Annotated in this window: 13 protein-coding genes; 7 read left to right on the forward strand and 6 right to left on the reverse strand. The window is 43.6% G+C overall.

Annotated elements, in window-relative coordinates; translation table 11 throughout:
• Nucleotides 1-68 precede the first annotated feature (68 nt).
• Nucleotides 69-1,721, forward strand: a complete 1,653-nt coding sequence (locus H6550_15610) for a T9SS type A sorting domain-containing protein (GenBank protein MCB9047560.1) — start codon at nucleotides 69-71, stop codon at nucleotides 1,719-1,721.
• 85 nt (nucleotides 1,722-1,806) lie between these two features.
• Here the strand turns inward: H6550_15610 and H6550_15615 are convergent, their stop codons facing one another.
• Complete coding sequence (locus tag H6550_15615) at nucleotides 1,807-1,950, reverse strand: hypothetical protein (GenBank protein MCB9047561.1); 144 nt, start codon at nucleotides 1,948-1,950, stop codon at nucleotides 1,807-1,809.
• Between the two features lie 73 nt (nucleotides 1,951-2,023).
• Here H6550_15615 and H6550_15620 point away from each other — a divergent pair, with 73 nt between their 5' ends.
• The 3 genes from H6550_15620 to H6550_15630 all read left to right on the forward strand — a co-directional run bounded on the left by H6550_15620 (nucleotide 2,024) and on the right by H6550_15630 (nucleotide 4,971).
• A complete protein-coding gene (locus H6550_15620; protein MCB9047562.1) occupies nucleotides 2,024-3,394 on the forward strand; it encodes a peptidoglycan synthetase in 1,371 nt (456 codons plus the stop codon).
• A 9-nt stretch (nucleotides 3,395-3,403) separates the two neighbouring features.
• Nucleotides 3,404-4,192, forward strand: coding sequence for a 3'-5' exonuclease (locus H6550_15625; protein ID MCB9047563.1), 789 nt, complete (start codon nucleotides 3,404-3,406; stop codon nucleotides 4,190-4,192).
• A 62-nt stretch (nucleotides 4,193-4,254) separates the two neighbouring features.
• Complete coding sequence (locus tag H6550_15630) at nucleotides 4,255-4,971, forward strand: polyprenol monophosphomannose synthase (protein MCB9047564.1); 717 nt, start codon at nucleotides 4,255-4,257, stop codon at nucleotides 4,969-4,971.
• Here the strand turns inward: H6550_15630 and H6550_15635 are convergent, their stop codons facing one another.
• Nucleotides 4,972-5,616 carry a WbqC family protein gene (locus tag H6550_15635; GenBank protein MCB9047565.1) on the reverse strand — a complete coding sequence of 215 codons (645 nt, stop codon included), beginning with the start codon at nucleotides 5,614-5,616 and terminating at the stop codon, nucleotides 4,972-4,974.
• A gap of 47 nt (nucleotides 5,617-5,663) precedes the next feature.
• Here H6550_15635 and H6550_15640 point away from each other — a divergent pair, with 47 nt between their 5' ends.
• The gene (locus H6550_15640; protein MCB9047566.1) at nucleotides 5,664-7,148 is read left to right on the forward strand and encodes a GWxTD domain-containing protein; all 1,485 of its coding nucleotides are present in this window, start codon (nucleotides 5,664-5,666) and stop codon (nucleotides 7,146-7,148) included.
• Nucleotides 7,149-7,154: 6 nt separating this feature from the next.
• The gene (locus H6550_15645; protein MCB9047567.1) at nucleotides 7,155-7,934 is read left to right on the forward strand and encodes a diaminopimelate epimerase; all 780 of its coding nucleotides are present in this window, start codon (nucleotides 7,155-7,157) and stop codon (nucleotides 7,932-7,934) included.
• Here H6550_15645 and H6550_15650 read toward each other — a convergent pair whose 3' ends face one another.
• The 4 genes from H6550_15650 to rsfS form a co-directional block, all read right to left on the reverse strand.
• A complete protein-coding gene (locus H6550_15650) occupies nucleotides 7,935-8,345 on the reverse strand; it encodes a group III truncated hemoglobin (GenBank protein MCB9047568.1) in 411 nt (136 codons plus the stop codon).
• Nucleotides 8,346-8,702: 357 nt separating this feature from the next.
• Nucleotides 8,703-9,365, reverse strand: coding sequence for a lactate utilization protein (locus H6550_15655; GenBank protein ID MCB9047569.1), 663 nt, complete (start codon nucleotides 9,363-9,365; stop codon nucleotides 8,703-8,705).
• A gap of 132 nt (nucleotides 9,366-9,497) precedes the next feature.
• The gene (locus H6550_15660) at nucleotides 9,498-11,498 is read right to left on the reverse strand and encodes an ATP-dependent metallopeptidase FtsH/Yme1/Tma family protein (protein ID MCB9047570.1); all 2,001 of its coding nucleotides are present in this window, start codon (nucleotides 11,496-11,498) and stop codon (nucleotides 9,498-9,500) included.
• 43 nt (nucleotides 11,499-11,541) lie between these two features.
• Entirely contained in the window at nucleotides 11,542-11,931 is a 390-nt protein-coding gene (gene rsfS, locus H6550_15665; protein ID MCB9047571.1) for a ribosome silencing factor, read from the reverse strand.
• A 65-nt stretch (nucleotides 11,932-11,996) separates the two neighbouring features.
• On the opposite strand from rsfS, the gene H6550_15670 reads away from it, so the two are divergent.
• Nucleotides 11,997-12,755, forward strand: a complete 759-nt coding sequence (locus H6550_15670; protein ID MCB9047572.1) for a biotin--[acetyl-CoA-carboxylase] ligase — start codon at nucleotides 11,997-11,999, stop codon at nucleotides 12,753-12,755.
• Nucleotides 12,756-12,805 lie beyond the last annotated feature (50 nt).

The raw sequence follows: 12,805 nt of genomic DNA on the forward strand, positions 1-12,805 counted from the left end.
TAATGACACAGCAAAACATTCACATTTGTATATTTACAATACTATTATAAACAACCAAATGCCCGTTTATGAAACTACGCTACTTTCTACTTCCGGTTTTACTGTTATGTAATATTTCGAGCAGCTATGCAACCTCTTATTTCAGAAATTTTGTGGTTGGTAATTTCTATTTTGGTGCTGATAGCTGTGGCACACGTATCAACTGCGCTATCACAGTTGAAAATAATAAGATCGTATTTGCAGGGCACTCAAATTGTAATAACCAGGGCAACATACCAGCGGCTGCTACCCAGCAAAAAGGCAGCAATATCATAGTTGGCAAGCTGGACAACCAGTACAACATTATCTGGATGAAAGTGTTTGGCGGTGATGACAGCCTGACCGAACAGGCAAAGGCCATCTGTGCCACGAAAGATGGAGGATATGCTATCGTATCCACCACGAGTTCTACAAACGGGAGCATCACATCCTATTTTGGAGCCGATGATATCTGGTTGATAAAACTTGACTCGGGCGGCAATAAGATTTTTCAAAGAAATATTGGCAGCACAGGTGACGACAGAGCTATCTCCATTACAGAGACAGCAACAGGAGATCTGCTGATATTAGGTGCCAGTAACGGTTCTGATGGCGATATTTCATCGCACTACGGAGGTACCAATACTAATGACTGGATACTCATAAAGGCAGACTCTGCAGGCGTGTTGAAATGGGTAAAAACGATAGGAGGAACCGGTGATGAGGGAACTGAAGGCAGCGTACTGGCTGCTGATACGAACTACTATATCATTTCCGGCTCCAACTCAACAGACTATGACTGCAACGATACCTCGTGGTTTGATACAGCACAGACCGGATATAACTATCACCTGCTGAAACTGGACTCCGCAGGAGCAGTAACATGGGACCGGAGTTACGGCGGTAGCGATACAGACAAAGCAGTGGCAGCTATCTTTACCAAATCAGGCAACATCATGATAACAGGTTATACAAAATCTGTGGACTCGATGATACATGATAATAAATATGCTTTCAAAACCGGATGGCTTGTTCACGTCAAACCAAACGGTGATACTATCTATACAAGATCCACCAATCAATTTCAGAATAACAGCTATGGTACGGGCTCTGCCCTATGTAATGAAAATACTAATACACATATTACCGGCCCTCCCGACGTTGCCATACTATGTGAAGGCGGTAACAGGACAACAGCACAAAATATCAACATATCCTATATAGATGGCTGGTGGTATGACCATTCATATACAGCAAAAGAAACAGGAACTAAAAACGAAGATTGGGCGGGCGCCATTGTTAGCGTTGGAGACAGAATGTATGCTATTGCCGGCAGTTCTATAAAAACAGATACATCCTCAATGGCAGATAGCAGGTTGCTGAATACAGGAGACACCGGGGTGATCTACATTATCAATTACGGGTGGTACGGCGCAGTACAAGATATCAACAATAACAAAACAGAACTTACCGCTTACCCTAATCCTGCAGACGATATGGTATATATACAACTACCTGCCAATGCCCCGGAAGGAGCAATGATGGTTGTAAACAGCATGGGACAAGAGATATACAAATCAAAGACGCTCAGGAACAGCACGGAACAAAAAATAGATGTCTCCTCCTGGGCTGCTGGTTGGTATTATGTGCTCTTTAGTGCATCCGACGGGCAACAGGCCATATCCAGGTTTGTAGTACAGTAACAAAAAACTTCCATAAACAAGAAAAGGCTGGCAAAACCATGTTTTACCAACCTATATAAGTTGTTCTTATTTGAGATAAACCTTATTAAGGCATGCCTACACTGCTCTCCAGGTGGTTGGGGCAACCATACTTGTTGGTTGACGCACATGAAGAAGCCATCATCACAGTTAATGTCAGCAGGGCTACTATTGGAGCCACGCGACGTAGAATTGTATATTTTTTCATCATATTTTATTACTTATTTAAAAAACTAAAACGTCCCTTACATTTGTACTAAGATAGTAAAGATAGTAAAAAATCAATGAAGCATATACATTTTATAGCTATAGGAGGTGCTGTAATGCACCAACTGGCACTGGCACTGCACAGGCAGGGCAACAAGGTAACGGGTAGTGATGATGAAATCAATGACCCTGCACGCTCAAACCTAGCAGCAGCAGGCATTTTGCCCGAAAAACAAGGCTGGCACCCTGAGCTTATCACGCCGGAAATTGACGCTATAGTACTGGGTATGCACGCCAAAGCAGACAACCCTGAACTGCTTGCGGCACAGAATTTTAACATTCCTATATATTCTTTTCCGGAATATATTTATGAAGTAGCTAAAGAAAAGACACGTATTGTGATAGCGGGCAGCCATGGCAAAACCACTATTACATCGATGATCATGCATATACTACGCCACCAGGACCTTGATTTTGACTACCTGGTAGGTGCCAAAGTGGAGGGTTTCGATCAATCAGTAAAACTGAGTGACGCACCTGTTATCATACTGGAAGGAGATGAATACCCGGCATCGGTAATAGAGAAAAAACCCAAGATATTCTTTTATCACCCACACATAACCGTATTGAGCGGCATAGCGTGGGACCATATCAATGTATTTCCTACCTATGAAATATATCTTGACCAGTTCAGGCAATACCTGCACGACTGCGACAAGGGCATCCCCTTGTTCTACAATGCAGAGGATGAGGAAGTGAAAAAGGTCGTAGCCTCATCTGCCGGCCACCTGAAAGCAGTACCCTATAGTATGCCTGCTTTCCATTATGAAGATGGCGTAGCCGTGCTGGATACTAAAATAGGCCCGGTAGAAGTTTCTGTTTTTGGCAGGCACAACCTGCTGAACATGCAGGCTGCCATAGCCGTATGCCAGGAGCTGGGCATCAGCCGTGAAGATTGTTATGAGGCCATTACAGACTTTACAGGCGCTGCACGCAGGCTGGAAAAAATAATAGAGACTGATAACCTGGTAGCATACAGGGACTTTGCGCACGCACCATCTAAACTGCAAGCCACACTGGAAGCAACGAGGGAAGCTTATCCCAATCATCAACTGATAGCCTGTTTTGAGCTGCACACCTACAGCAGCCTGAGTGCTAAATTCCTGGAAGAATATGCAGGAAGTATGAAAGGTGCAGACGATGCTATCGTGTATTTCAGCCACCATGCATTGCAGCTGAAGGGCTTGCCACCACTGACCAAAGAAGATGTGACACAACATTTTAAGACAGATGGGTTAGTGGCCATAGATAATAAAGAAGAACTTGCAGGAACGGTGGCTACACTGCTGAACAAAGCTGAAAAACCTGTGTGCCTGCTGCTGATGAGCTCCGGTACATTCGACGGAATTGACTGGAATAATGTATGTTCGCACAAAGAATTGAATTAAATAGTACTCATGGCAGAGCTTTCCTTAAGAAAACCGATCATATTTTTTGACCTTGAAACCACCGGAACCGACCCGGGCACAGACAGGATCGTGGAAATAGCGATGATCAAACTGAATCCCAACGGTACTAAGGACAAATATGTAAAACGCATTAACCCAACCATTCCTATTTCTGCGGAGTCAACATCTATACACGGTATCACGAACGACGATGTAAAAGACTGCCCGACCTTTAAGCAGGTAGCCAAAGAAATATATGAATGGATGAAGGGTTGTGACCTGGGTGGATATAATGCCGTACGTTTTGACATACCGATGCTGGCTGAAGAACTGTTGCGTTGCAACGTGCAGGTAGATTTTACAGAAAGGCAGTTTGTAGACGTACAGCAGATATTCTTTAAAATGGAAAGCCGTACACTGAGTGCAGCCTATGAGTTCTATTGTAAAAAAGAATTAACTAATGCACACAGCGCGGAAGCAGATATAGAAGCGACCGTAGAAATATTACAAGCGCAACTGGACAAGTATGCAAACCTTGAAAATGATGTAAAGGCACTACATAACTTTACGAATGGAGAGGAAGGAATAGTGGACTATGCACGCCGCATGGTGCTGAAGGACGGAGCACCTATATTTAACTTTGGGAAATATAAAGGACGTAAAGTGGAAGACGTATTCAACGAACAACCACAGTATTATGACTGGATGATGAATGCGGATTTTCCATTGCATACCAAACAGAAACTGACCGAGATACTCACCGATATGAAATTACGTAAATCAGGACTGAAATCTTAAGTATTTCTTAAGGAGTGATTAGAAAGAATTGCTTATTTTCAGCCTTTTAATTTTTTGCCCTCTTGGACAAACTTGTTATCATACCTACATACAACGAGAAGGAGAATATAGAACGCATCCTACTCAAAGTGCTGTCGCTGGCGGGTGGTTATCATGTGCTGGTTGTAGACGACGGATCTCCTGATGGTACCGCAGATATTGTCCGCAACCTGATGAATACCTATCCTGAGCAGATACATATGATAGAACGTACCGGCAAACTTGGGTTGGGCACCGCCTATATTGCGGGTTTCAAATGGGCATTGCGCAGGGACTATGATTACATTTTCGAGATGGACGCTGACTTCTCTCATAACCCTGATGACCTGTTGCGCCTGCACCAGGCATGTGTGGCAGGAGCGGACGTGGCAGTAGGCTCGCGCTATGTAAAAGGCGGCAAACTGGTGAACTGGCCACTTGACCGCAAACTGATATCGCGTGGCGGGGCCTTTTATACCCGCCTGATACTGTGGATGCCTGTTAATGATCCTACAGCCGGTTTTATCTGCTACCGCAGGGAGGTGTTGAAAACCATACCGCTGGATGAAGTTCAGTTCATCGGCTATGCCTTCCAGATAGAAATGAAATACCGTGCCTGGAGAGCAGGGTTCAAACTGAAAGAAGTTCCGATAACATTTGAAGACAGGAAAGAAGGTACGTCTAAAATGACATCCGGCATCATACACGAAGCCATGTTTGGCGTATGGAAAATGCGTGGATTCAGACAGCCTAAAAAGTAATTACACCCATCTATTTATTATCTCTTTGTTACGGTTGATGATGCTCATGGCAGCAGGCCCTTCGGCAAACAACAGGTCGAGCATACTCAGGTTAGGATAAAAACCATTCCGCTCGCTGAACACCTGGTAATATAGTCCCTCACTTTCAGGCATTGCTTTTTTCTCCATTCCGGGTTTGCATGCATTGCGCATATCATGCACGGGTAATTCATACTTTTTGTAGGCCGGTGCGCTTTCTTCATCAAAACCAATGCGTAACTCTTTCTTCAACCAATGAACAGAGGCTTCGTTAAATGCCACAAGCTTGTCAAATTTTTGCAGGAAAAGTTGTTCCAGGGACGGGGCATAGTGTTCAAAATAAGGCGTACGGCCATATACAGAGAACAACGTACGCCAATGCTGTACCTGCCAGCGTTCTTTATTATCAATCAATACATCCTGCATGGCGGTACGCTGATTGCGGCCATGGGCAAGGGGTACCGTAAGTTGTATCAGCCCATTTGCACCGGTAATATAGTAACGATTGCGATAGGTCATCTTGGCAAAATGCTCAGCATGGTCGAAAATAACATGTGTATGATCTGCCACAACCGACCACCATCGTATATTAGGAAAAGGTATTAATGATGTAACTATCTGCTGCATAAAACGTGAAGTAAAGGTATTTCAGTAATTTGCGGAAAACAATAAAAATGGGCCGTTGGATTGGATCGTGTTTATTACTCTTGCTGTTGAGCGGGCAAATAGCTTATGGAATCAATGCAGTACCTGCTCACACAATATTCTACCTGCCCGCCAATAGTAATAATGATGCACAGGCATATATAGAGTTTTACTGGCAGATAGACCCGAACAGCATAACATTCAGAGAAGATACTGCCGGCATATGGCGTAGCAAGGTAAAAACCGAGATACTGATAACAACAGATACAGGGGTAATTACCCACGAAAAGTACTTCCTGCAAACTACTCCCGCTTCTTCGCTCATAGCGGCACGACTGCAAAATATTATGGATATGCACAGATATATGGTACCGGAAGGTATAGTGCGTATCAAGCTGCTGTTAACAGCCTATGACAATAAACTGGACACGTATGAATATATAGATACATTTGAAGTGCCGAAGCATGGGAAGACCTTCTATAGCCAGCTCCAGTTGATAGACACATCTTACAAAACAGACCTGAAGGATAATATTTACCTTAAGAACGGCAACCTGCAAATACCTGTTTGTTTCAACTTCCTGGACGATCACAGGTCGACACTGAACTATTATGTAGAGCTAAATGGCGCGAATAACATCAGTGCTGACCAACTACCACTCACACAGACTGTAACCATTTCAAAGAAAGAATACGATTATCCTGTAGCACGCCTTGTTCATACTGACACCCTGCAACCTGCGGCAATCATCCCTGTGCTGGGGCGATTTAAAACAGACGTATTGCCTTCGGGCAATTATTACCTTAACGTGGTGCTGACCAATAATAAAGAACAGGAACTCACTCGCCAGTCACTATTCTTTCAGCGGAGTAACACACATCCAAAGGAGACTTCAGATACGACAGGTGCTGACAGTACACAACCATTATTTGAAAAGGTAAGTGTCTTTGACCTGGGCAAGACATTTGTTAGCAAGTATAATATAGCACAGCAAAAGGCTATAATAAAAATGCTGAAACCCGTGGCCAACGAAACAGAGCTTATCAGCATAGAAAGTTTTATCACCCGGCCTGACGAAACCTACATGAAGTATTTTATATATAACTTCTGGAAATCGAGAACACCTGCTGATCCTGAAAAAGGATGGCTGGATTATACCGAAAAAGTAAAAGAGGTCAACAAGATGTTCGGGTCGAAAAGGAAACCGGGATATGAGACCGAGCGTGGCTTTTACTATTTGAAATATGGCCCGCCGGATCAGCGATATGTGGTAACGGCCGAAGAGGGAACACTGCCCTACGAGGTTTGGCAATACAATGCGCCGGGCAAGCAGAGCTATTCAGGCTCATTTTTGTTCTATAATCCACCTTACATGGTGAACGAGTATATACTACTGCATTCCACCGTCAGTGGAGAAATGCGCAATAATAACTGGCGGGCAAGCCTGTATACAAACGGAAGCTCGACCAATAACCTGAACTCTCGTGCGGAGCAGGTATTTCAGAATAGATAGCAGAACATGAAACTACATTTTTATAAATACCAGGGCACAGGCAATGATTTTGTCATAGCAGACAACCGCGAGGGCAAAATACACTTGTCGCAACAGCAGGTTGCTTTTCTTTGTCACAGGCATTTTGGCATTGGCGCCGATGGATTGATGCTGCTGGAACAGGAAACCGGCTTTGATTTTAAAATGGTATACTACAACAGCGATGGTAATGAAAGCACGATGTGCGGCAATGGCGGCAGGTGTATCACAGCGTTTGCACAGCTGTTGGGCGTAATAAAAGACGAAGCCAGTTTCGTGGCTATAGACGGTCCGCATCATGCAACAATAGATAAACAAGGTATTGTTCACCTGGCCATGCAGGATGTACATCACATAGCTGCACATGCCGATCATACAATACTTAATACCGGTTCACCACACTATGTTACATGGGTGGATGATACTGAAACAACGGATGTATTCAATACCGGGCGCAGCATACGCAATAAAGATAATTTTCAGCCGAAAGGCATCAATGTCAACTTTGTGCAGGTGCTGGATGGCAGCATAAAAGTAAGAACATATGAACGGGGAGTAGAAGATGAGACCCTGAGTTGCGGAACGGGCGTTACAGCCAGCGCTATTGCAACAACTAAAAGCACAACAGGAAAATTTGATATGGCTATTCACACTCCCGGGGGTGAACTACGTGTTCAATTTAACAAGACAGAAGCTTCCAGCGCTACAGACGTAATATTATCAGGCCCTGCTACATTGGTATTTGAAGGGCATATAGAGCTGATATAATTACAGGACAGACTTGTTGCCGCGTTCGCGAGCCATATTTACTTTCATGCTGATAAGTTGCAGCATTGTGGCGGCCTTCTTTTTCGCTTCGTTGGCCGTTTCGCCTGCAAACATATCATCCACCGTTTCCGTCCACAGCTTCAGCCAGCGCTCATAGTGTTGCTCAGTCAATGGTATGCGGCGATCCAGTTCAATATGTTTCCCTACCGGGTTGCCCATATACCCTGCTTTGCCAAATAATACTGTTTCCCAAAAACTGTACATAACTGGTAAATGGTGCGACCAATCTTCCCCGATGATCTCGTGAAAGATATACCCTATGGTATCATCTGCTTTTACCCTGTCGTAGAATGTATTGACCAGCAATACTATCTCTTCCCTGGTCTGTATGTCGTGTTTTGTTTGTTCCATAATGTAAAGTTACCTGTCACATATATCTTTTATTTTCAAAAACGGGAAAGAAAAAAGCAAATAAGCCTGATCGGAGCGAATATGCGATGATCCGTTCGTCTGATGAAATAGTTATTTCGTCGGACCAAAATGCACTTTCGTTGAATACGGGGATTAATATTGTGTTAAATGCGTTCCTTTGTAATAGGTTGATAACCAAATGCTTAAACTCATGGGTTATTAATTAGCGTTTGTCAGCCCTTATGCGCCCTTTTTTTGTAATTGTACCCATACTTATTAACTGTCTTTTTTCTAAAAGAGAGTCTTTTTGCTGAAACTTGAGAGAGCCTGTGGGCGCGCCGGGATTCAGCATTTTTTTTATATATCATTTACGAGGAAACAAAATACTTCACCCGGACCATGTACACCTACTACCAATGTTTTCTCTATATCTGCCGTACGGCTGGGGCCTGTATTCAGGTTGATCATGGATGGCATATCGCTGCCATATTTCTTTTTCATTGTATTGATAGCATCACCTATATCATGTACCACTTGTCCTGTGTATGCTACAATTATATGTACGGGATAAAAAACAGACGACGTACGACCCATGTTTTGCCTGCTGCTCAATATCACCGATCCGGTGCGTGCTACCAGTAGTTCACAACCGGTAATACACGCCTCAGCATCTTCAGGATTACCCTGGCTGGAAAGGGCTATGCTGGAACCTCCTGTATTAAGTGCCTCTAATATATCCTGTTCAGAGCAGAGCATTTTTTTCCACCCACGGTTTTCGTGAAGGGAATACAGTTTATCAACCAGTTCCTCCTTATTGGCACAAAAAACAAACTTACCCCCAAGGGCATTAAAACTTTCGGCAAATTTTTCTTCGTCAGACATACCGGATGAAGTGTATATCTTATCAGACTGGCGCTTTTCCAACTCGGGATAAGGCATAGAAACAGAAGCTTTGTTGAGCTCTTTTCTGATCCTGGCCAGAATATTTTCCTTAGACTTAGATGTTTTGAATGTCTGCATATAGTATCGCAAAAGTAAAAAGTAAATGGCAAAATACCCCTTTTGTTCTGCCTTGACGGTAAGATTTGCATTGAATAATGCGATAAATAAAAGAGCGACGGTAACCGTCGCTCTTTTGGAATAATATCTGGATTAAGATGTTGGAATGATATTGTCTGACACCGGGGGAATGATATCAACCGGTGGAGCTGTCTCTTCCCATGGGCGTGCACCTATGAGACGTTCCATATCGTCTTTGAACAGTACTTCTTTTTTCAGCAATTCTTCAGCAATAGCTTTCACTGAATCCAGTTTCTCTGTCAGCAGGTGTTTTACTTTCTGATAAGCTTCTTCTATCAGTTTGCGTACCTCGTCATCTATCAGCTTACCTGTCTCTTCAGAGTATGGCTTTGAGTATGCATTATCGTTCTGCGGATCGTAGTAGGATATATTACCCAGTACAGGGTTCATGCCATACATACTTACCATTGCGTAAGCCATACGCGTAACGTGCTGCAGATCGCTGAGCGCACCTGTTGATATTTTACCGAATACGATCTCTTCAACCGCACGGCCACCTAATGTCATACACATATCATCCATAAGGTGGTCGGTATTGCGTATGTACATTTCTTTGGGCAAGTATTGCGCATAGCCTAGTGCAGCTACACCACGGGGTACGATTGTCACCTTAACTAACGGGTGCGCATGCTCCAGGAACCAGCCAGAAACAGCGTGACCTGCTTCATGGTAAGCAATTACTTTTTTCTCCTCAGGCAGTATGATCTTGTTCTTCTTCTCCAGTCCACCTATTACACGGTCGATAGCATCGTTGAAGTCATCCATATCCACCTCTGTTTTGCCTTTACGGGCAGCTATCAGCGTAGCTTCATTACAGATATTTGCAATATCCGCACCTGCAAAACCGGGAGTTTGTACCGCCAGTTTATGAATATCCAGGCCTGCAGACCTCTTAATAGGTTTCAGGTGTACATCAAATATTTTTTCACGGCCTTTTACATCCGGTACGTCAATAGATATCTGGCGATCGAAACGGCCAGGACGCAGTAATGCTGAGTCTAATACATCGGGCCTGTTGGTAGCCGCAAGGACAATAATACCTGTATCCCCGCTGAAGCCGTCCATTTCAACCAGCAGTTGGTTCAGTGTATTCTCACGCTCGTCATTGCTCATCACCATATTCTTACCACGTGCTCGACCAATAGCGTCTATCTCGTCTATGAATACGATACAAGGTGCTTTTTCACGAGCCTGCTTGAACAGGTCACGAACACGACTGGCACCCACGCCCACAAACATCTCTACGAAATCGGATCCTGACATAGAGAAGAACGGCACCTGGGCTTCGCCTGCTACGGCTTTTGCCAGCAAGGTCTTACCTGTACCCGGAGGGCCTACCAGTAATGCGCCTTTAGGTATTTTGCCTCCCAGCGCAGTGTATTTTTTCGGATTTTTCAGAAAATCAACGATCTCCATTACCTCTACCTTGGCTTCATCTAACCCCGCTACATCGTTGAATGTTACATTTACACGGGTTCCTTTTTCAAACAACTGTGCTTTTGATTTACCGATGTTAAATATACCACCGGCACCGCCGCCGCCGCCAGCACCGCCGCCCATTTTGCGCATGATAAAGAACCACATAGCTACCAGGAAGATGACCGGCAACAGGAATGAACTAAAAATGTCATTGAAGAAACTACCACGCGTTTCATATATCACACGAACGCGGTCATTTTCCGGCACATTCGCCTGGGCTTCTTTCAGGTTAGTTTCAAATTGCTCAACACTACCAATGTTAAATTTAGCTACAGGCCCTTCGTTGCTGGCAAAGGGAACTTTGTTTTCAGGGTCTTTTTTCGCGTTTTCTGTTGATCTCTGATATATCTCTACTTCTGATTTATTCACTACCACCAACTTCTCAACTTTGCCCTGGTCCAGGTATTTCTGGCGAAAATCCTGGAAACTCATCTGTTCGGTGCTGCCACCCATGTTCCCGCTGAAGAAATTCAACCCTATGAGCAACAACACCATGATACCATATATCCAATAGATATTGAATTTGGGCCCTTTGCGTGGTGACTTGTTATCTTTCCCCGGACCCTGTCCGGGCTTAAACTTATTATCTTCCATTGTTCGTTCCTAAGTTCTTTTTGATCCTGTTTTAACAGTTTAATTAGTCATTGTGTTCAACACGGCCGGCATCGCCCCAAAGGCTTTCCAGGTTATAGAATTTGCGATGGTCACGCTCAAAAACATGTACTACAATGTTCACATAATCGATCAATGTCCATTTTTCACCTCTTTCCACGTGATATGGTAGTTCATCACAATCTTCTTTAACGATCTTTTCGACGTTATCAACAATTGCCTTTATCTGGGTATTTGATTGTGCCTCGCATAGAATAAAAAAGTCGGCAACAGCTTCGTCAATCTTCTTCAAATCGAGAGAAACAATATTTTCTGCCTTTTTCTCCTGTACTGCTTTTATTACAGACTTAAATAGTTTACTACTTCTTGTAAGCCCTTCAGCAGATTTTTTTCTTCCCTGTAATACGGTAATAATTTTCTCCAAATTCTGGTCTATCTATTATGTTTGGCAATATCTTTACAGTCAAAAATAACTAAAGTTTGTCAGTAAAGTTACAAGCAGTTCTAAATGCTCCCGTTATTGAACTTATTACCATAGACAGTACCAATAACTATGCCATGCGCCTGATAGATGCCGATACGGCACAGGCCGGCCTGACAATAGTGACTGATGTGCAGACCACAGGGAAAGGGCAGAGGGGTAGAAAATGGATAGACACCCCCCGTGAAAGCCTGTTAATGAGCCTTGTGACCGTTCCTGAGCTGGAAATTGAGCATCAATTTTCATTTAATGTTCTTATATCACTGGCTATTGCAGATTACCTGCAGGAGATATACGAAAATTGGGACATACGTATCAAATGGCCCAATGATATTATCATCAATGACAAAAAGGCAGGTGGCATATTGATAGAAAACGTGATACGTGGTAATCATTGGGCATATAGTGTAGTAGGCATAGGTATCAATATTTTGCAATACCGCATGCCAGATGAGTTGCCTTATGCTACCTCACTCAGGATAGAAAGCGGCAAACAGTTCAACATATCTGAGCTGGCTATAAAGTTGCGTGAACGTATTTTTACCTACCTGTACTCAGAGCATGACATGGTCGATATGCTCAGGTTGTATAACGAGGTATTGTTCCGCAAAGACCAGCCCCAGAAATTCAAGTTGGCCAATGATGAATTTTCGGGTATAGTGATGGGGGTAACGGGCAACGGATTATTGCAGGTAAGACCCGGTAGTGGCGATATTGTTAATTATGCCCATGGCTCGGCAGAATGGCTGTGGAGCTAATGTCGTTACTGCATAATTTTTTTTAGTTTCGACAACCCAAATGAGCATAT

The sequence above is a fragment of the Chitinophagales bacterium genome (assembly GCA_020636495.1).
Classification (GTDB): domain Bacteria; phylum Bacteroidota; class Bacteroidia; order Chitinophagales; family Chitinophagaceae; genus UBA5543.

Coding starts and splice junctions, on each gene's coding strand:
- H6550_15610 (MCB9047560.1), top strand. CDS start 69: ATGAAACTACGCTACTTTCTACTTCCGGTTTTACTGTTATGTAATATT.
- H6550_15615 (MCB9047561.1), bottom strand. CDS start 1,950: ATGATGAAAAAATATACAATTCTACGTCGCGTGGCTCCAATAGTAGCC.
- H6550_15620 (MCB9047562.1), top strand. CDS start 2,024: ATGAAGCATATACATTTTATAGCTATAGGAGGTGCTGTAATGCACCAA.
- H6550_15625 (MCB9047563.1), top strand. CDS start 3,404: ATGGCAGAGCTTTCCTTAAGAAAACCGATCATATTTTTTGACCTTGAA.
- H6550_15635 (MCB9047565.1), bottom strand. CDS start 5,616: ATGCAGCAGATAGTTACATCATTAATACCTTTTCCTAATATACGATGG.
- H6550_15640 (MCB9047566.1), top strand. CDS start 5,664: ATGGGCCGTTGGATTGGATCGTGTTTATTACTCTTGCTGTTGAGCGGG.
- H6550_15645 (MCB9047567.1), top strand. CDS start 7,155: ATGAAACTACATTTTTATAAATACCAGGGCACAGGCAATGATTTTGTC.
- H6550_15650 (MCB9047568.1), bottom strand. CDS start 8,345: ATGGAACAAACAAAACACGACATACAGACCAGGGAAGAGATAGTATTG.
- H6550_15655 (MCB9047569.1), bottom strand. CDS start 9,365: ATGCAGACATTCAAAACATCTAAGTCTAAGGAAAATATTCTGGCCAGG.
- H6550_15660 (MCB9047570.1), bottom strand. CDS start 11,498: ATGGAAGATAATAAGTTTAAGCCCGGACAGGGTCCGGGGAAAGATAAC.